Origin of the sequence: Shewanella mytili, from assembly GCF_046765975.1 — a bacterium.
Taxonomy (GTDB): domain Bacteria; phylum Pseudomonadota; class Gammaproteobacteria; order Enterobacterales; family Shewanellaceae; genus Shewanella; species Shewanella mytili.
This window is the reverse complement of record NZ_JBKOUD010000001.1, coordinates 585,136-603,105: the sequence shown is the minus strand read 5'-3', so window position 1 is coordinate 603,105 and position 17,970 is coordinate 585,136. Positions and strand designations below refer to the sequence as shown.

Annotated in this window: 15 protein-coding genes; 6 read left to right on the top strand and 9 right to left on the bottom strand. The window is 54.4% G+C overall.

Translation table 11 applies throughout. The features are described 5' to 3' along the window. Positions 1-88: 88 nt before the first annotated feature. The 3 genes from ligA to ACIDEJ_RS02680 form a co-directional block, all read right to left on the bottom strand. A complete protein-coding gene (gene ligA / locus ACIDEJ_RS02690) occupies positions 89-2,107 on the bottom strand; it encodes an NAD-dependent DNA ligase LigA (RefSeq protein WP_411986542.1) in 2,019 nt (672 codons plus the stop codon). Positions 2,108-2,201: 94 nt separating this feature from the next. Then, on the bottom strand, positions 2,202-3,191 hold the full coding sequence (gene zipA / locus ACIDEJ_RS02685) for a cell division protein ZipA (RefSeq protein ID WP_411986541.1): 990 nt from the start codon (positions 3,189-3,191) through the stop codon (positions 2,202-2,204). 22 nt (positions 3,192-3,213) lie between these two features. Further along, positions 3,214-6,633, bottom strand: coding sequence for a chromosome segregation protein SMC (locus ACIDEJ_RS02680; RefSeq protein WP_411986540.1), 3,420 nt, complete (start codon positions 6,631-6,633; stop codon positions 3,214-3,216). Between the two features lie 209 nt (positions 6,634-6,842). Between ACIDEJ_RS02680 and cysZ the strand changes: the two genes are divergently transcribed. Both cysZ and cysK read left to right on the top strand, forming a co-directional pair. Further along, positions 6,843-7,613, top strand: coding sequence for a sulfate transporter CysZ (gene cysZ, locus ACIDEJ_RS02675; protein ID WP_411986539.1), 771 nt, complete (start codon positions 6,843-6,845; stop codon positions 7,611-7,613). 222 nt (positions 7,614-7,835) lie between these two features. Further along, on the top strand, positions 7,836-8,804 hold the full coding sequence (gene cysK, locus ACIDEJ_RS02670) for a cysteine synthase A (protein WP_411986538.1): 969 nt from the start codon (positions 7,836-7,838) through the stop codon (positions 8,802-8,804). A gap of 154 nt (positions 8,805-8,958) precedes the next feature. Here cysK and tehB read toward each other — a convergent pair whose 3' ends face one another. The 3 genes from tehB to ACIDEJ_RS02655 all read right to left on the bottom strand — a co-directional run bounded on the left by tehB (position 8,959) and on the right by ACIDEJ_RS02655 (position 10,871). Further along, complete coding sequence (gene tehB / locus ACIDEJ_RS02665) at positions 8,959-9,828, bottom strand: SAM-dependent methyltransferase TehB (RefSeq protein ID WP_411986537.1); 870 nt, start codon at positions 9,826-9,828, stop codon at positions 8,959-8,961. A gap of 95 nt (positions 9,829-9,923) precedes the next feature. Beyond that, positions 9,924-10,409 carry an Hsp20 family protein gene (locus ACIDEJ_RS02660; protein ID WP_411986536.1) on the bottom strand — a complete coding sequence of 162 codons (486 nt, stop codon included), beginning with the start codon at positions 10,407-10,409 and terminating at the stop codon, positions 9,924-9,926. Positions 10,410-10,643: 234 nt separating this feature from the next. Beyond that, positions 10,644-10,871, bottom strand: coding sequence for a DUF3389 family protein (locus tag ACIDEJ_RS02655; RefSeq protein WP_411986535.1), 228 nt, complete (start codon positions 10,869-10,871; stop codon positions 10,644-10,646). A 162-nt stretch (positions 10,872-11,033) separates the two neighbouring features. On the opposite strand from ACIDEJ_RS02655, the gene ACIDEJ_RS02650 reads away from it, so the two are divergent. After that, positions 11,034-12,902: a M1 family metallopeptidase gene (locus ACIDEJ_RS02650; RefSeq protein ID WP_411986534.1), complete on the top strand. Its 1,869-nt coding sequence runs from the start codon at positions 11,034-11,036 to the stop codon at positions 12,900-12,902. 122 nt (positions 12,903-13,024) lie between these two features. Then, positions 13,025-13,738, top strand: coding sequence for a hypothetical protein (locus tag ACIDEJ_RS02645; protein WP_411986533.1), 714 nt, complete (start codon positions 13,025-13,027; stop codon positions 13,736-13,738). A gap of 207 nt (positions 13,739-13,945) precedes the next feature. Here ACIDEJ_RS02645 and ACIDEJ_RS02640 read toward each other — a convergent pair whose 3' ends face one another. Continuing rightward, entirely contained in the window at positions 13,946-14,482 is a 537-nt protein-coding gene (locus ACIDEJ_RS02640) for a GNAT family N-acetyltransferase (RefSeq protein ID WP_411986532.1), read from the bottom strand. 42 nt (positions 14,483-14,524) lie between these two features. After that, positions 14,525-15,739 carry a lytic murein transglycosylase gene (locus tag ACIDEJ_RS02635; protein WP_411986531.1) on the bottom strand — a complete coding sequence of 405 codons (1,215 nt, stop codon included), beginning with the start codon at positions 15,737-15,739 and terminating at the stop codon, positions 14,525-14,527. A 197-nt stretch (positions 15,740-15,936) separates the two neighbouring features. Here ACIDEJ_RS02635 and ACIDEJ_RS02630 point away from each other — a divergent pair, with 197 nt between their 5' ends. Continuing rightward, positions 15,937-16,302 (top strand): DUF2750 domain-containing protein, encoded by a 366-nt coding sequence (locus ACIDEJ_RS02630; protein WP_411986530.1) that lies wholly within the window; start codon positions 15,937-15,939, stop codon positions 16,300-16,302. Further along, entirely contained in the window at positions 16,302-16,946 is a 645-nt protein-coding gene (locus tag ACIDEJ_RS02625) for a hypothetical protein (RefSeq protein ID WP_411986529.1), read from the top strand. The genes ACIDEJ_RS02630 and ACIDEJ_RS02625 overlap by 1 nt, the downstream gene beginning before the upstream one ends. Here the strand turns inward: ACIDEJ_RS02625 and ACIDEJ_RS02620 are convergent. Beyond that, positions 16,928-17,875 carry a chemotaxis protein CheV gene (locus ACIDEJ_RS02620; protein ID WP_411986528.1) on the bottom strand — a complete coding sequence of 316 codons (948 nt, stop codon included), beginning with the start codon at positions 17,873-17,875 and terminating at the stop codon, positions 16,928-16,930. The two genes, ACIDEJ_RS02625 and ACIDEJ_RS02620, sit on opposite strands and share 19 nt — an antisense overlap. Positions 17,876-17,970: the final 95 nt, after the last annotated feature.

The following is a 17,970-nucleotide window of genomic DNA, read 5'->3' as shown; positions in this document are numbered from 1 at the left end:
AGCTTTCCAAACATACATTTTTTAACATCCCAGTTATGAGCGACAAGCCCACAGATGTCGTTAACATCCCCTATAATCAAGACCGCTTTTAATGCGCCTGCAACAATGCCAGCAATGCGTTTTCATCAATCACCCGGATCCCCAGTTCGCTGGCTTTGGCCAGCTTGGAGCCGGCGGCTTCGCCTGCCACCACGCAGTGGGTGTTTTTGGAGACGCTGCCCGCCACTTTGGCGCCCAGGGCTTCCAGCTTGGCTTTGGCATCGCTGCGGCTGAATTGGGTCAACGTGCCGGTCAGTACCCAGGTTTGCCCTTTTAACGGCAGGGTGTCAGCATCTGGGGTGATGATGTCCGGCCAATGAATGGCGATTTCATCACTGAGCAACGCCGCAATCACCTGTTGATTGTGGGGCTGGGCGAAAAAATGCACCACGTGCTGGGCCACTACATTGCCCACATCTTCTACCGCCATTAACTGCTCCACCGTTGCCTGTTGCAGCGCCGGCAGGGTTTTAAAGTGGTTGGCCAGATTGGCCGCGGTGGCTTCGCCCACTTCGCGAATGCCCAGTGCGTATAAAAATTTGGGCAATGTGGTGGTTTTGGCGGCCATTAATGCGGCTTTCAGGTTTTCTGCCGACTTGATGCCCATGCGCTCAAGGGAGGCCAGCGTGGACACACTAAGCCGAAACAGATCCGCAGGGCTTTCAATCAGTTCCTTGTCGATTAACTGCTCCACGATTTTATCCCCCAGTCCATCCACATCCATGGCTTTACGGGAGGCAAAATGCTTAATCGCCTCTTTGCGCTGCGCCTTGCAGAACAAGCCGCCGCTACAACGGGCCACGGCTTCTCCTTCAATACGCTCCACCAGTGAGCCACACACTGGGCATTGGCTCGGAAACGCTATGGGTTTGGCATCTGCGGGGCGTTTTTCCGGCACCACCGCCACCACCTGCGGAATCACATCACCGGCGCGGCGGATAATCACCGTATCTCCCACCTTAACGCCCAGACGGTCAATTTCATCGGCGTTATGCAGTGTGGCGTTGGAAACCGTCACGCCACCCACAAATACGGGTTTTAGCCGGGCCACCGGGGTGACGGCGCCGGTGCGTCCCACCTGAAAATCCACGCCTTCCAGCACGGTCATCTCTTCCTGCGCCGGGAACTTGTAGGCAATGGCCCAGCGGGGTGCCCTGGCAACAAACCCCAGGGTTTGTTGGGCGGCAATGCTGTTCACCTTGAACACCACACCGTCAATGTCAAAGGCCAAATCCGGCCGTCTTGTCATGATCTGCTGATAATAGTGCTGCACCTCTGCCAAGGAATCGGCCAGGCGGATTTCGCTGCTGACGGGAAAACCCCACTGCTGAAACTGTGCCAGCTGCGCTCGGTGGGTATCTGCCATGGCAAAATCCTCCGGCTCCACCACGCCCAGTGCATAGGCATAAAACGCCAGTGAACGGGCAGCGGTAATTTTGCTGTCCAGCTGACGCAAGCTGCCAGCGGCAGCATTGCGGGGGTTAACAAACAGTTTTTCGTTTCTGACCCTGGCCCGCTCGTTCAGGGTATCAAATGCGGCGCGAGGCATGAACACTTCACCGCGCACTTCAAGCAAAGCGGGATAACCAGCCCCCCGCAGTTTCAGCGGAATGGATTTGATGGTACGGACATTTTCGGTAATGTTCTCACCCACTGCGCCGTCGCCACGGGTAGCCGCCCGCTCCAGTACCCCGTTACGGTACAACAAGCTCACCGCCAGCCCATCCAGCTTGGGTTCGCAGCAGTATTGCACATCGCCCACCCGGTCGCTCACCCGCTTATGAAATGCGGCAAATTCCGTATCGTCAAACACATTGTCCAGGCTCAGCATGGGTTTGAGGTGGGTGACCTGCTCGAATTTTGACAATGCAGCCCCGCCGACCCGGCGGCTGGGGGAATCGGCTCGCTGCCATTGGGGATTTTGTGCTTCCAGCGTTTGCAAGCGTCGCATCAGGCGGTCGTATTCCGCATCGGGAATGGACGGGTTGTCATCCACGTAATAACGGATGTTGTGTTCGTTGATCTCGCGGATCAGTTGATCAATTTCTTGTTCGATGGTGAGTTGCATAAAAAAGTCCGCTGAAAACAAGGGCCGCATCTGCGGCCCCTCTTAATATGGTGTTATTGGCGCATAAGCGCGTTCTGGTATCAAATAAGGCAAATCAGCAACTTGCCTTGATCCTGTCCAGATATTCCTTTTTCGTGGACAATTGCCACGGATTACGTTCGCCATCCAGTAACAATCCGTCCAAATCATCTGCCAGCTGCGATGCGGAGTTCAGCATGATGGAAAAGCTCATCACCCCATCGGTGGCACTGGGCAAGGTCATGAACAGCACCACACCCTGGGTGGTGAATTGCTCCATATTATCCGGGTCAAACGTACCGGGTTTGAGCATGTTGGCCAGGGAAAACAGCACTTTGCCATTTCCTGCATGATCTTCATGGCGGTGGAAAATCTGCATGTCACCGAATTTAAAATTCAGCGCCAGCAGGCAAGGCAGCAGCTCTGCGCCATTAAGGGTTTGGCCGGGACGGGCCACCACGTGCAGTATCAATACATCGGTTGGCTCGCTCACCGCCTGGGGCTGTTGGGCGCTTGGGGCGTTATCGGTAGCAACTGGCTGGGGCTGCAATTCAGGCTCGCGAGGCATGTCTTCATCGGTGTCTGCCACGCTTGTGGCCGACGCTTCCGCCGCCAGCCCCAGCTCCATCTGCAAATCCCCTTCATTCAACATTTCATCGTGAATGACGGGTTCTTGGCGCTGCATTTTGGGCTTGTTGCGGCCTGGTTTATCTTCCGGCGCACTATGAGACAGGGCAAAGTCCCCGGCTTCATGATCCAAGGCATCCTGTGGCTCAGCGGCAGCGGCTTCCGCCTTGGCCGCCAGAGGGCCACGCCTGCCACGGCCGGGTTTGAGTTGGGGCGGTTTGTCCTCGGCGGTGGTTTTGCGAATCCTTACCTCTCCGATGCCATCCGCATCAAAACCATCCGAATCCCGACGGGCGGCCTGCTCCCGGTAAAAACCGGTCATGGGCTTTTCTTTCAAAGGCTTGACTTGCTGTCTGCGAATAGACCAGAACCCGTGGATCAAAACGGCAATAATGGCGATTGCAGCCAAAACGGCCAATACCAGTCGAAAATCTTCCATTGGTTACCTGTTATTCCTGTTGTTATCCTGCGTCGGCCATAGCCACTGCTTGTTCAATATTAACTGCAACAATGCGCGATACACCCGGTTCATGCATTGTTACCCCTATCAGCTGATCGGCCATTTCCATGGTGATCTTGTTATGACTGATATAGATAAACTGTACATTGTGTGACATCTCCTGCAACAGTCGGCAGAAGCGGTCAACGTTAGCGTCGTCCAGTGGTGCATCCACTTCATCCAGCATGCAAAAAGGCGCCGGATTAAGCCTGAAGATTGCAAATACCAATGATAAAGCGGTCAACGCCTTTTCTCCACCGGAAAGTAGGTGGATTGTGCTGTTCTTTTTCCCTGGAGGGCGGGCCATGATGGTGACGCCTGTCTCCAGTAAATCCTCATCGGTCAGAGCCAGATAAGCACTGCCGCCGCCGAAAACTTTCGGAAACAACTCGCCCAGCCCCTGGTTCACCTCATCAAATGTGGCCTTGAAGCGGCTGCGGGTTTCCCGATCAATCCGCTTGATGGCATCTTCAAGGCTGGACAAGGCTTGTTCAAGATCCTCGTTTTGCGCATCCAGATAAGTCTTGCGGGCCTGCTGCTGCTCAAACTCGTCAATGGCCGCCAGGTTAATGGCGCCCAAGCGGCTGATCCGGTTACGCACTTTATCCAGCGCATCCTGCCAGGTTTCCGTGCTGGCATCTGCAGGCAGGCTGGCAGCAATGTCCGCTAGCCTCAGCTGCTGCTCTTGCAGCAGGGCCAGCTGGCTTTCGGCTTGCCCCTTGAACCCTTCACGACGTAACTTTAGCGTGCTGATAGACTGAGTCAAGTCTCCTATCTCTGCAAGCTGTTGTTTTTGCTTTAAAGTTATACTATCGCTTTGTTGGTGCTGCTCGGCGAGTCGTGCTCGGGTCCCCTCCAGCGCCTCTCGCAGCTGTTGCTGCCGTGCCAGTAACTGTGCCAGTTGTTGGCGCAGCCCGTCGATGGCATCGCCATCTTTGCCATTTGCTGGCGCCTGATGCTGCAACGCCGTTAATTGCTGCTGCCCGCGTTGTTGCTGGGATTGCAACTGCTCCATTTGCTGCCTTAACAGCGCTTGGGCCGTTTGCTGTTGGGTGAGCTGACGGCCGGTTTCCTGCAATTGGCGCTCCCCCTCTGCCAACCGGCGTTTGAGGGCGGTGCGCTGGGCACTGAAGGTTTGCAACTGATCACTGCTGCCACGTTCATGCTGTTGCTGCAACGCCAGTGCCTCATCAAGGGAAAACTGGCTTTCAATCAGGGCTTCCAAATCCAGCTCCCGCGAGGCAATGCGCTCGGTTAGCGCGGATTTGTCTGCCTGTAACTGCCTGTGCCGTTTGGCGGCCTGTTGCTCCCGGGCCTTGGCGTTATCCAGTGTCATCTGGATTTTGGCGTGTTGCAGTTGCTGCTGCTGGCATTGCTGTTGCCACTGCTCTTTTGCCGCCTGGGCGGCGCTGGCGGCATTTTGTGCCTGCACCCACTCGGTGTTTGCCTCCGAAACCGTGACCTCACAGGCATTGATGGCATCGGTGAGCGTTTGCTGCTCTGCCGCCATCATCAGCAAAGAGTCCTCGGTCGGGTGCAGCGGCCAGCAAAACCCCTGCCCCCACACCGAACCTTCGGCGCAAAGAATGATTTCATCTGCCGCCAACTGAGCCAGTAACACGTTGGCGTCATTAGCGGTTTTGGCCCATTTCACCCGGGCCAGCCAGGGGCTTAAATTCACCGGGGCCGACACCGGCCCCCACTGCTGCAGTTGGCCCGAGCCAAATCCTTCGCTGCCGCTGGCAGCAACCGCTTTGGTCAGTAACGGCTGCAGCCATTGCTCCACGGTTTGCTCCCAACCTGCAGCAATCGTCAGCGTCTGCCAAAGGGGCGTGATGGCGCGCTGGGATTGTGCAACATCCTCGGCTTTGGACTGCTGGGCGCTCAGCCATTGGCTGATCAGTTGCTGGCGGGCCTGCAAGGCTGACAACTGCTGCTGGCGCGCCTGTAACGTGTGCTGCGCTTCCGTTACCCGGCGCTGTTGCAACTGCTGTTGCTGCATGAGCGGTGCCGACTGCTGCTGCAGTTGTTGCAACATGTTGTGGCTCTCTTGCAGTTGCTGTTGCAGTGTTGCCATGGCGGGTTCGTCCGGGGCATCGTCACTGAAACGGCTATCCAGTTGCTGTAATTGCTGGCGGTCTTGTGCCAACTGCTGTTTGAGATGCTGCTCCTGGGTGGCGGCCAGCGCTTGCCGGTGGCGCAACTCACTCAGCGCCAGCGCCGCCTGACGGGCATTGTCCGATGCCTGCTGCCACTGGGTTTCCAGGGTTTCCAGTTGCTCGGCAAGTTCCCAGTGGGTCTCATCCAGCTGTTGCTGGCACGGCAACAACTCAGCCACCAACGTGCTGGTTTGCCGCTCTTTGGCGGTAATCTCCTGCAATTGCTGTTGCAGTTGCTGCAAGCGGCTTTGCAATTGTTGCTGCTGGCTTAACCGCTGCTGATCTTGCGTTTGCAAAAATGCCAATTGTTGTTCGGTTTTGGCAATGTCCGTATTGGCCTGATAGTAATCAGCCAGCTGGCGCTGCTCCAAATCTTCCAGTTCATCCTGTTGCAGCTTGAGTTCCGTCAGTTGCCGCGACAAATGGCTATCAGCCGCCTGCAATCTGGCCAGTTCGGTTTCCAGACGGCCAATCTCGCTGTTATCACCATCGGCCTGTTGCTGCAATGCCAGATAACGCATCACCAACAGCTGGGCCTGCAACTGCCGCTCCTGCTGTTTGTATTCCCGGTAGCGCTTGGCTGCCTGGGCCTGCAAGGTCAGTTTTTCCAGCTGCTTGGCCAGTTCCGCCCGAATGTCCCCCAAGCGCTCCAGGTTTTCCCGAGTGTGGCGGATGCGGTTTTCCGTGTCGCGGCGACGCTCTTTATAACGGGAAATCCCGGCGGCCTCTTCAATAAACACCCGCAACTCCTGGGGTTTACATTCAATCAGCCGGGAAATGGTGCCTTGGCCGATAATGGCATAACTGCGCGGCCCAAGGCCGGTCCCCATGAAAATGTCGGTAATGTCCTTGCGGCGGCATTTCTGCCCGTTCAAAAAGTACAGGTTTTCCCCGTCCCGGGAGATTTGGCGCCGTACCGCCAGCTCGTTATAACTGGCATAAGCACCGCCAATGCGTCCCTCACTGTTGTCAAACACCAGCTCCACGCTGGCCAGCGATACCGGTTTGCGGCCATTGGCCCCGTTGAAAATCACGTCGGTCCAGGCATCGCCCCGCAAATTCTTGGCAGAGCTTTCCCCCAGTACCCAGCGCACCGCATCAATCACGTTGGACTTGCCGCAGCCATTGGGGCCGATTATCGCACTGAGCGGTTGCAGGAACGGAATTTTGGTGGCATCGACAAACGATTTAAAGCCTGCCAGTTTTATCTGTTTGAGTTTCATCTGTTTCCGATGCCAATCGATTGAAAAATAACGAAGATTATGGGTATTTGCCCGCAGGTGCCGCAGCCTGGGAAAGACGGTTAACTTTAACAAAGCCCCATGCATTTTGTAACGCTTTTTATATACTTATCGGCGTTTTTTGCTTGTTTTCGTGCGGCGGGTTACTCAAAATTGTTTCCATCATATCATTCATGTGTGAGGGCTTTGTTATGCCATCTTCCCTTGACCTGAAAAAAAGTGGCGTCAGCTACTTTATTGAAGGTTTCAGCCTGATCAATCGCCCGGGATTGCGCCGTTTCGTGCTGATCCCGTTACTGGTGAACCTGGTGCTTTTCGGGGTTGCCATCTATTTTGCAGTGCAGCAGCTGGACGTGATGTTTGGCTGGATCCAGAATCACCTGCCGGAATATCTGGGCTGGCTGAATGTCATTCTCTGGCCACTGGCGGTCATTACCCTGCTGGTGCTGCTGTCTTTCGTTTTCAGTTCGGTGATGAACTGGATAGCCGCGCCCTTTAACGGGTTGCTGGCAGAAAAAACCGAGCAGTTGCTTACCGGCAAGCCGTTAAATACCGGCGGTGCCATGGATTTGGTCAAGGATTTGCCGCGGATTTTCGGCCGGGAATGGCAGAAATTCAAATACTATCTGCCCCGGGCCATTATCGTGTTGCTGCTGTTTTTCGTACCGGTAGCAGGCCAGACCGTGTTTCCGGTTGTCTGGTTTTTCTTCAGCGCCTGGATGATGGCCATCCAGTATTGCGACTATCCCTTTGACAACCACAAGGTGCCTTTTCATGACATGAAATTCGCCTTGAAACAAACCAAGGGCACTAGTGTCAGTTTCGGGGTGGCGGTCACGCTGTTTTCCATGATCCCGGTGCTGAACTTTATTGTGATGCCGGTTGCCATTTGCGGTGCCACCGCCATGTGGGTTTCCCGTTACCGGGACAGTTACCGTAACCCCAATGTGGCTCCCGAGTAACCCCTGCCAAGGTCACACCCTGGCCCACCGCCCTGTGCCGTGGGCTTTTTTACGCCTGCCTGCCATACAGGTCACAGCTTTCACCCCCCGAAACTGATAACTGTGTAATACATAGATGCCATTTTTAATAACTAAATTGCATAATGCATAACAAAGATTCACTTCTCTTTGGCATCAGGGGAATTATGCTTGAGGGATGCTAAACAAGGAGCTAAACAAGCCATGAGCAAAATCTTCCAAGACAACTCTTATTCAATTGGTAATACCCCGTTGGTACGCCTTAACCACATTGGTAACGGCAACATTCTGGCCAAGGTTGAGTCACGCAATCCCAGTTTCAGCGTCAAATGCCGCATCGGCGCCAACATGATTTGGGATGCAGAAAAGAAAGGTTTGCTCACCAAAGACAAAGAACTGATTGAGCCGACATCCGGTAATACCGGTATTGCACTGGCCTATGTGGCAGCGGCCCGGGGCTACAAGCTGACATTGACCATGCCCAGCTCCATGAGTCTTGAGAGGCGCAAGCTGCTAAAAGCGCTGGGAGCCAATCTGGTGTTGACCGATGGCGCCAAGGGGATGAAAGGGGCCATTGAAAAGGCTGAGGAAATCCGCCAGTCAGATCCGGACAAATACATCATTCCCCAGCAGTTTTCCAACCCGACCAACCCGGAAATCCATGAAAAGACCACCGGGCCTGAAATCTGGAATGACACGGACGGTGAAGTGGATGTGGTTGTGGCCGGGGTGGGCACCGGTGGCACCATTACCGGGATCAGCCGCTACATCAAAAACACCCAAGGCAAAGCCATTACCTCTGTTGCGGTGGAGCCTGCTGAATCGCCGGTCATCACCCAAACACTGGCGGGCGAGCCCATTCAGCCAGGCCCGCACAAAATCCAGGGGATTGGCGCCGGGTTCATTCCGGGCAACCTGGACTTATCATTGCTGGACCGGGTGGAAACCGTTACCTCGGATGATGCCATTGCCATGGCCCATCGGCTGATGCGCGAAGAAGGGATTCTGGTGGGGATTTCATCCGGTGCTGCCGTGGTGGCCGCGGCGCGTTTGGCCGAGCTGCCGGAATTCAAGGACAAGACCATTGTAGCCATCCTGCCATCAGCGGCAGAGCGTTACCTGTCATCACCGCTGTTTGTGGGCCAGTTTGGCGATCAGGAAAACATGCAGTGATGTTGCGACAGGGATAGTCCCTCCAACCAGGATGATTGATGCTTAAACACAAACACCCGCATCATGCGGGTGTTTTTATGAGCGCTTATTGGTCATGATGGGGGCAATCCCCAAGACAACAACGCTAGCTGCGCCATAAGGGTGACACAGCCGCTTAGTCGTCACGCTTACGGGCCAGCAAGGTGGCAAAACGCAGCTTGATGAAATTGCCCTGCGCGTCCCGCTTGTGCAGCTCGCCGACATTTTCGTTGTATTTGAGGATGTCCCAGCCAGCGTAAGTGTTAAGCAACTCATTGGCCTTGAAGGTAAAGGGAAAGCCTACCGTGCAGGGAAAATCTTCCGTGTCCATGGCAGACACAATCAGGTTGACGCCGCCCGCCTTGGTGTGCTGCTGCATCTGCCGGAGCAGTCCAGGCACCGTGTCGGCAGGCAAGAACATCATCACCACCGTGGATAAAATAAAATCAAATTCGCCCTCAAGCTGCAACTGAGTCAAATCCTGCTCGCTGGCGCGGATGCCGCTGAGGCACTCTTGGGCAATCACCTGCTGCAAACTGGCAATACTGCTACTGTTATAATCATAACCGGTCACATCAAACCCTTGCAGGTTAAGGTACAGGCTGTTGCGACCCCGACCACAGCCCAAATCCAGCGCCTTGCCCCCTTGCAGGTATGGCATGGCGGCCACCACCTCCGAGTGGGTTTTGCTCAATTCGTAATTTTTCTTGATGTAGAACTCTTCCGCTTTGCAGTAAAAATGCAGCTGACAGGCAATGTCATCGGATACGGCGCTAATCCTGTGCCAGTGCTGCGGCGCAATCATGGGAGGCTGGTGGGCGCTGTCAAAGTGCTCGCAGCCTGTCACCTCGCCGTTGTCATCAAGCCATTCCAGGCTGAGTCTGCCTTGCAGCACCTGCAATTGCGCCCAAGTGCCGGGCTGGGTATTGTGGCGCTGCCTGAACCCTTGCGGCAGCGAATCCTGATGCCATAACGGCAGGGTTTTGTAACACATCAACGATTCCATGAGCATCCCTTGTTAATGTCAGTAAGGCATCAATAACACCTTCAAAAACACAAAGCCAGTCATTGAGACTGGCTTTGTTATCAGTTGCGGTTTAATTATTCAGCACTATCTGCCGTAACCGCCGCAGCATCTTGGCTGCGTTCCCCTTCCAGCATGTTGTTACCGGAACCGATGGCGATTTTGCGGGGTTTCATGGCTTCGGGGATTTCCCGTACCAAATCGATGTTCAGCAAGCCGTTTTCCAGATGGGCACCTTCTACGGTGACAAAATCCGCCAACTGGAAAGTACGTTCGAATCCGCGCTCGGCAATGCCCTGATACAGGTATTGGCGCTCCGGCTGTTCGGCGGTTTTGGTGCCTTTAATCACCAGTTTTTCACCTTCGCTGGTGATTTCCAACTCACTCATGGCAAAACCGGCCACGGCCATGGTGATGCGGTAATGGTTTTCGCCCAGCAGCTCAATGTTGTAAGGGGGGTAACCTGCGTTGCCGTTATTGTTGGCAGCCAGTTCGGCTAAACGGGCAAAGCGATCAAAACCAATGGCACTGCGGTAAAGGGGAGTTAAATCATAGTTACGCATAGTCATATCCTCGTAAGCAATATGCAAATTCACGGGCCGAACCATTTCGCACCCTGAGTATCACGACCGCCCGATGGCGCGGTCTGTGTCAGCCATAAACCCTTATCGCCGACAGTTATCAGATAAGGGCGGCCAAGGGCTTTTCAAGGGGGAATTTTCTGTTTGTGTGATTTTTATGCGATAAGCGATGCAATTGCCCGCCGCGAATTGGCGATGCGGGGGGAGTTCAGGCCGTCATTCCGGTGTTATGCCGTAAAATTGCCCAATGATTTGCAGCTGCTCCGGGGTGTCCAGCGTTAACTGCCAGCGCACCGCACCTGCATCTGCCAACAACAGGTTGGCCGTTGCCAGCAAGCGGATATCGTCAACCAATACCGACATCACCACCGGCGCGTTTTGCAGCCGCACCTGCAATTCTCTTGGGGTCAGTAGCAAGCGGGCTGCGGCGCATTCTATTTTCATTGTGACAGTTCCTTACATTTTCCAGATTCAATCCCCCGGGACTTTACACCATGATGTACCTTGGTGCGGGATGCAGGATTATAATGGCTGGCGCATTCCATTGGCAGAGGGCAAAACAGCCCCTGCCGGTTTTTTGAAGGTTATGTTAAAGGAAGTCTGATTTTGTTGTTCTCTTTTCACAAGCATCTGCTGCAAGGGCTGCTGGCTTTATGGCTGCTCGTCTCACCCCAACTGCAAGCGGCTACGGATCATTTCAGTTATGCCAATACGGCTGATGTACAAACCACCCATATCGATTTGCAACTGACACTGGACTTTGGCGCCCGGCAGGTGCTTGGCGTTACCACCCTCGATTTACGCTGGCTGCACGCCAATGCGCCGTTATTGCTCGATACCCGCGAGCTTACCATCCAGAAAGTGGAAGGGCGCAATGCTCAAGGTGACTGGCACCCCCTGCCCTTTTCGCTGGCGGCCCATGATGCCGTGCTCGGGCAAAAGCTCACCATTCACACCGAAAACCGGCAACCTTCACAGGTACGCATAAGTCATGTAAGTGCCGCCCATGCCAGCGGTTTGCAGTGGCTCAGCGCCGCCCAGACACTGGGCAAAAAGCAGCCGTTCATGTTCAGCCAGAATGAAGCCATTCATGCCCGCAGTTGGCTGCCGCTGCAGGACACACCGTCAATCCGCGCCAGTTACAGCGCCACCGTAACGGCGCCCAAAGGACTGACAGTGCTGATGAGCGCTGAACGCCAGCCCGTGAGTGATACCGTGACCCGCTTTGACATGCCACAGGCCATCCCCTCTTACCTGATTGCCATTGCCGCCGGACGGCTGGCCTTTAGCCCGTTTGACGCCCGCTCCGGCGTGTGGGCTGAGCCGGAGCAGCTGGCCAAGGCACAATATGAATTTGCCGATACCCCAAAGATGATCCACACCGTGGAGCAGCGTTACGGTAACTATCGCTGGGGGCGTTATGATCTGCTCATCCTGCCCCCCAGCTTCCCCTTTGGCGGCATGGAAAACCCCAAACTGTCTTTCATCACCCCCACGGTCATTGCCGGCGATCGCAGTCTGGTTAGCGTGATTGCCCATGAACTGGCCCACTCTTGGTCCGGCAATCTGGTCACCAACGCCAGTTGGCAGGATCTGTGGCTCAATGAAGGCTTTACCAGCTACGTGGAAAACCGGGTGGTGGAAGATCTTTACGGCAAACCCCGCGCCCAGATGGAACGGGCCATCGCCTATGGCGAATTGCGCGAAGAGATGCAAACACTGCCACCCGCACTCACCTCCTTGTACGTGGATTTGCACGGCACCGACCCGGACAGCGCCTTTAGCGGCATTCCCTATACCAAGGGACAGCTGTTTTTACTGTACCTTGAGCAAAAATTCGGGCGGGAACATTTTGACGCCTTCGTGAAGCAGTATTTTGACCACTTTGCCTTTGGCAGCATTGATACGGAACGTTTTGAGCAATACCTGCAACAACACCTGCTACAGCGTTATCCGGGTATTGTCAGCCAAAAAGACATCCATGTGTGGCTGTATGGCCAGGGATTGGCGGATTTCACGCCAGTGCCCACCTCCGCCGCTTTCATGCCGGTGGATGCAGCCAGAGCACAATGGTTATCCGAACAGAAAACACTTTCACAGCTTGCCACCAGCACCTGGAATGCCCAGCAATGGCTGCATTTCCTGCAGCAAATGCCCGCCCCCACCAGCGGCAATCCGCTGACAAGCGCCCAGTTAAAGGCGCTGGATAGGCAATTTGATTTCAGCCACACTGCCAATGACGAAATCGCCTTCGCCTGGTTTTCACTGGCGCTGGATTACCAATATTTTGCCGTAAAACCTGCCCTGGGGGATTACCTTGGCCGCATCGGCCGCTTGCGCCTGGTGCAGCCCTTGTATGAAAAACTGGCCACCTCGTCAGAAAAGCCCTGGGCATTACAGCTGTTCAACCGGGCCAAAAGCGCCTATCACCCGCTGACCATCAGCAGTATCGCTCCCCTGCTGCAGGCACCGTAACATTGCGTCATCGCGGGCTGGCCATATAAAAATGTGGCCAATTTTATTTGGCTACAACACCCAAATTCAGACAATAAAGTTCAACGCCTTACATAAGTTTTGGCTAACCATAAAGAAATCTAATGAGTACCAGAGAAGAAATGACGTCAGCACTGGCTGAAGTAACCCACTTCATGAAATACCCAAGACTTATGCCATGGATAGGCGCAAAATACCTCAAACATAGAATCTTGGTGATTGGTGAGAGCCATTACCTGCCAAAGGGCGCCACATATCAGCACGAGGCAGCTGCTTGGTATAATGGCTGTGAAACGGCACTTCGTAAACACCTAGCCGCCGCTTGCCCAGATGAAAACGGAATTAACTGGATAGACACATCCGGCATTCTCAGACGAAGATCTACCGACATGGCTACAGGTGAACGAAAAAAATTCAGCGCAAAAGGACACGCTATATATCGCAACCTTTTTTCCACGTTCAATACAGCGTCAATGTTTAAGCTGGATGACTATCGAGACACCATCGACTTTATTGCCTATTTCAACTATTTCCAACGTCCAGCAGAATTTCCGGGAAAGAGCATCATACTCCATGAAAAAGATAAAGAAATTGCGGCAAAAACCTTAAATAAGATTTTGGTCATACTGCAACCCAAAATGATTGCCGTTGTCTCTAAAAAAGCGGGAAAACTGGTGAGACCTCTAATTATGGACTACTCCCATATTGTGACGGCACACCCATCGAGTTCATGGTGGAATAGACGGACAAAGAGCGGCTACTGTGGGAGGCAGGACTTGTTAAATTTCCTAAACCAAAATACATCCCATTGTCGTTAACGGTAAGAGGACCTTGTTGACAAAATCAATCCGGTCAGCCGAATCCCATTGGGGTTCACTCTATCAATGGCGCTGGGCGCTGTTGTATTCCGGCCGATGGGTGATCCGGTACCTAGATTTGCCCATCGGCTATCCCTTCCGGTGTGATATTCACAGAAAGGGATGGCATCCGCAGCAGCAGGTTTCACATTTACGCCACGAGGCCACCTACCATAATGCGGGGTCATCCAAGGCAGCCACACATTGGGTCTTGCCCTGCATCCCTTGCAGCGGGCTGCCATCAAGCATTTGCGCCTGCCAGCCGATGGGCTGCGTCAATGGATAGGGCGCTTTTATCTGTTTTTCACTGAGCGGCATGAACCCCGTTTTGGCATAATAGGCAGGGTCGCCGTAGGTAAACACCAACTCGACGTTGAGGGCGCGCAGATGCTCAAGGCCGTAACGGATGAGCTGCTGGCCGATACCGCGGCGCTGCACCTCGGTCAGTACTGCAACCGGTGACAAAATGAATGCCACTTGCTGACTGGGCACGTCAAAACGGCTGAAAAAGATGCTGGCCACAATGCAGTCATCATCTGTTGCAATGCAGCCGATGAGTTCATCATCGGCAGTGGTTGCAATCAGGCGGGTGACAAAATCCCTCATCACCTGCGCCGATGCCGAGCCTTCTGATGCCTGAAATACGCCGTGAAACAGCCTGATCACTTCCTGAGTGTGCGACGCGTTAAATAATGCATATTTCATGTGATGGGCCTCATTAACGGCTTATCCGCCTGACAGGCGGCATCAGGGGTTCAAGCCAAGGGCTTTAAAGGTGGCTTCATCCGGGAATCCATCGGCAATCAGGCCTTTGCTGGCCTGAAATGCCCGCAAGCTGTTGCGGGAGTTGCTGCCAAGGATGCCATCCGGAGTGCCGCTGTCAAACCCCAAGGCGTTGAGCTGTTGCTGCAGCGCCTTTATTTGCTGATGGCTCAGCCTGGGTTGTTGCGGTGCCGGGGTGTGCAGTTTCCCGGCACCGGCAATGCGATCCGCCAGATGTCCCACGCTGATGGCGTAAAAATTGGAGCGGTTCCAGCGTTTAATCACGTCAAAATTCTGGTAGCCGAGAAAGGCCGGGCCCTGATGCCCAGCGGGAAGATAGAGTCTGGCCTGCATCTGTGCCTGTGGCAGCAGCTGACCGCTGGCACTGGTTAACCCCAGTTGTTGCCAGCGCGCCAAGGGCAGTTGTTCATTGAGCAGGGTGTAGTCAAACCCTTTGGGCAGTCTTACCTCCCTGCCCCAGCGTTCGTTACGTTGCCAGCCCAGATGCTGCAAGAAATTGGCTGCGGATGCCAAGGCATCTTCAGTGCTGTTCCACAAATCGGCCTTGCCGTCACCGTTGGCATCCACGGCATAACGGGCATAGGCACTGGGCATGAACTGGGTATGGCCCATGGCCCCGGCCCAGGAACCCTGCATGTCTGCAGCAGCAAAGCCGTAACGCTGACTGAGTTTCAAGGCGGTCATCAACTCTTTGGTAAAAAATGCGCTGCGGCGATGATCGCAGGCCAGCGTTGCCAAGGAGTCCAGCACCGGCATTTTGCCTTTATAGCCGCCATAGTTGGTTTCCATGCCCCAGAATGCCAGCAGGTATTGGGGCGGAATGCCGTATTGCGCGGTCAATTGTTGCAAAAAGGGCCGATGCGCGGCCAACAGCTCCCGGCCTTTGCTCACACGCCAATCGGTGACCCGCTTGTCAAAATAACCGGCAAAGGTCTGGGTGAATTCCGGTTGCTGGCGATCCAGCTCAATGACACGCTTCACAAACTGCAGTGGCTGCACATGGGATTGAATGATGGCCTCCGAGATGCCTTCGCGGCGGGCCTGCTCGGAAAATGTCACGATGCATTGGGGGAAATCGGCCGCCACCTGTGACACGGCGCCGTCGATGTCGGCGGTTGCAGGCGCGGCAGCCGCCTGAAATGCCCATGCCAAAGATAACCAGGGAATAATTTTGACCACGAACAGACTCCTTGTGCTGTTGTTGGGTACCAAAGGACATCCTACCCAGAGGTTTACCATTTTTTAAGCCCCCGGCAGCCTATCATGGGTCAATTAGCCGAATTTTAAACGATTGCGCCATCTTGCAAATAAGCTGCTTGGATGGTGCCGGTGATAACGTATAATGAACCACGTCATCTTATTTGGGAAATCTAGTCATGAGTGAAGTCAGTCCGGTAGTACAACGCTTTATCGCCAACATCAGTGAAACCGCACAATTATGGGGGTTACAGGATCCGACCAACGAAGAGTGGCTGGTGTGTGACTCCAGCGAATATGAAGACGCTGACGTGATGCCGTTATGGTCAGAGGCCGAACTGGCAAAAAGCCATTGCAATGAAGAGTGGGCGGGGTTCGTGCCAACCACCATCAGCATGGATGAGTTTTTGGAATACTGGGTGGAAGACCTGAATCAGGACGATGTACTGGTGGGCATTGACTGGCGTGATGAAGATGACTGCACCGAGCTGGAAGCCTTCGAGCTGGGGCAGTTGCTGGCGGATGTGGAAGCCGCTGAAGCGTAATGCCGTTACCCGTCATTGATGTTCCCTTTGAGGCTCGCCACCATTGCTGGTTTTGTGGCGAGCCTTGTCATTTATTGTTTGAATATCATGCCCAGCCCCATGCGCCCCATCCCGCGTTGGCGGTACCGGCCTGCAAAGAGTGTCGGGAACTTGCCAAAAAACAGCCGCTCACGTCACTGCAAGAATGCCGCATCGCAGTAAAGGATGCGCTGATGCGCCGCTACAGCAAGCATCTGGCCATTGGCCTTAACTGGACTCAAGAAGAGCTGGCAGAGGCGGATTTCACCTGCAAAACCCTGCAGTGTTTTCAGCGCAGTGCCTGGTTCATGTATGAGGTGGCCAAAGGACGGCTGAATTTTGCCGGCTGGCCGTTACAGCTTGATGGCGTGGCCCTGACACATACCCAAGCGGATACCCGCTTTATGTTTGACGGGGTAAGTTACAGCTCGGTATTTGCCGCCATTGAGCACTACAGCAAGGCCATGACACTGGACAAAGGCTTTCTCAGCGGCATTGTGGCCCTGCTGGGCAAGCAGCGCTTTGCCTATGCCGTGCGTCTGGCCAGATTACATATTGCATCACCTGCCGCCTGCAAGCGGCAGGTGATGCGCGAGCTCATGGCCGATCACTGTGCCAGTAACTGACGCATCCGCTCCTGCACTGCCGACACCAGCAAATCCGGCTGGAACTTGGAAATAAAGCGATCGCAACCCACCTTTTGCACCATGGCATGGTTGAAACTGCCGCTTAGCGAAGTATTAAGCACGATAAACAGCTGGCTCATCCGTTTATCGCTGCGGATTTCATGGGTCAGCCGATAACCGTCCATTTTCGGCATTTCCGCATCGGTAATCATCATCAGGATTTCATCGGTGGGCTGTTTGCCGCTGTCGCACCAGCTGCGCAGCATGTCCAGTGCCTGCTGGCCGTCCCGTGCCTGAATGACCTCCAACCCAATCTGGCTCAAGGTGTCGCGAATTTGATGACGGGCGGTGGGCGAGTCATCCACAATCAACACCTTGCGCCCCTGCATTTGCAGCAACAGCGTTTCATCCAGCAGGTCGGCATCCAGCTGCACGTCGTAATGGATGATTTCCGCCAGCACCTTTTCCACATCAATAATGGATACCAGCTCGGTGCGTTCCTGATACTGCACTTTGGTAATGGCGGTCAAATAATGGTTGTGCCCGGCATTTTGTGGTGGCGGCATCACATCTTTCCAGTTGATGTTGATGATGTGCTCCACCTTGCCCACCAAAAAACCCTGCACCGTGCGGTTGTATTCGGTAATGATCAAATTGGCATCCGCCGCGGTTGGGTCCATGGGTTTAAAGCCAATGGCTTGGCGCAGGTTGATGACCGGAATGGAGGTGCCGCGGATATTGGCCACACCACAAATGGCGGGATGGCTGCCGGGCATTTGGGATAACCGAGGCAGCTTGACCACCTCTTTCACTTTAAACACGTTGATGGCAAACAGTTGCAGCGAATTGATGCGAAACAGCAGCAGCTCCAGGCGGTTTTCACCCACCAGCTGCGTGTGCTGATCCACGGACTCCAGAATATTTGCCATAACCAAGACTTCCCGTTAATACTGCTAAAAGGTGTGATACAGCCAAGGATTATAACGACATAACGCCTACAGCAGCATGCGCCACCCCAAATTTT

Excerpts from the sequence above, each read along its gene's own strand:
- ligA (WP_411986542.1), bottom strand. The coding sequence starts at position 2,107 with ATGCAACTCACCATCGAACAAGAAATTGATCAACTGATCCGCGAGATC.
- zipA (WP_411986541.1), bottom strand. The coding sequence starts at position 3,191 with ATGGAAGATTTTCGACTGGTATTGGCCGTTTTGGCTGCAATCGCCATT.
- ACIDEJ_RS02680 (WP_411986540.1), bottom strand. The coding sequence starts at position 6,633 with ATGAAACTCAAACAGATAAAACTGGCAGGCTTTAAATCGTTTGTCGAT.
- cysZ (WP_411986539.1), top strand. The coding sequence starts at position 6,843 with ATGCCATCTTCCCTTGACCTGAAAAAAAGTGGCGTCAGCTACTTTATT.
- cysK (WP_411986538.1), top strand. The coding sequence starts at position 7,836 with ATGAGCAAAATCTTCCAAGACAACTCTTATTCAATTGGTAATACCCCG.
- tehB (WP_411986537.1), bottom strand. The coding sequence starts at position 9,828 with ATGGAATCGTTGATGTGTTACAAAACCCTGCCGTTATGGCATCAGGAT.
- ACIDEJ_RS02660 (WP_411986536.1), bottom strand. The coding sequence starts at position 10,409 with ATGCGTAACTATGATTTAACTCCCCTTTACCGCAGTGCCATTGGTTTT.
- ACIDEJ_RS02655 (WP_411986535.1), bottom strand. The coding sequence starts at position 10,871 with ATGAAAATAGAATGCGCCGCAGCCCGCTTGCTACTGACCCCAAGAGAA.
- ACIDEJ_RS02645 (WP_411986533.1), top strand. The coding sequence starts at position 13,025 with ATGAGTACCAGAGAAGAAATGACGTCAGCACTGGCTGAAGTAACCCAC.
- ACIDEJ_RS02640 (WP_411986532.1), bottom strand. The coding sequence starts at position 14,482 with ATGAAATATGCATTATTTAACGCGTCGCACACTCAGGAAGTGATCAGG.
- ACIDEJ_RS02630 (WP_411986530.1), top strand. The coding sequence starts at position 15,937 with ATGAGTGAAGTCAGTCCGGTAGTACAACGCTTTATCGCCAACATCAGT.
- ACIDEJ_RS02625 (WP_411986529.1), top strand. The coding sequence starts at position 16,302 with ATGCCGTTACCCGTCATTGATGTTCCCTTTGAGGCTCGCCACCATTGC.
- ACIDEJ_RS02620 (WP_411986528.1), bottom strand. The coding sequence starts at position 17,875 with ATGGCAAATATTCTGGAGTCCGTGGATCAGCACACGCAGCTGGTGGGT.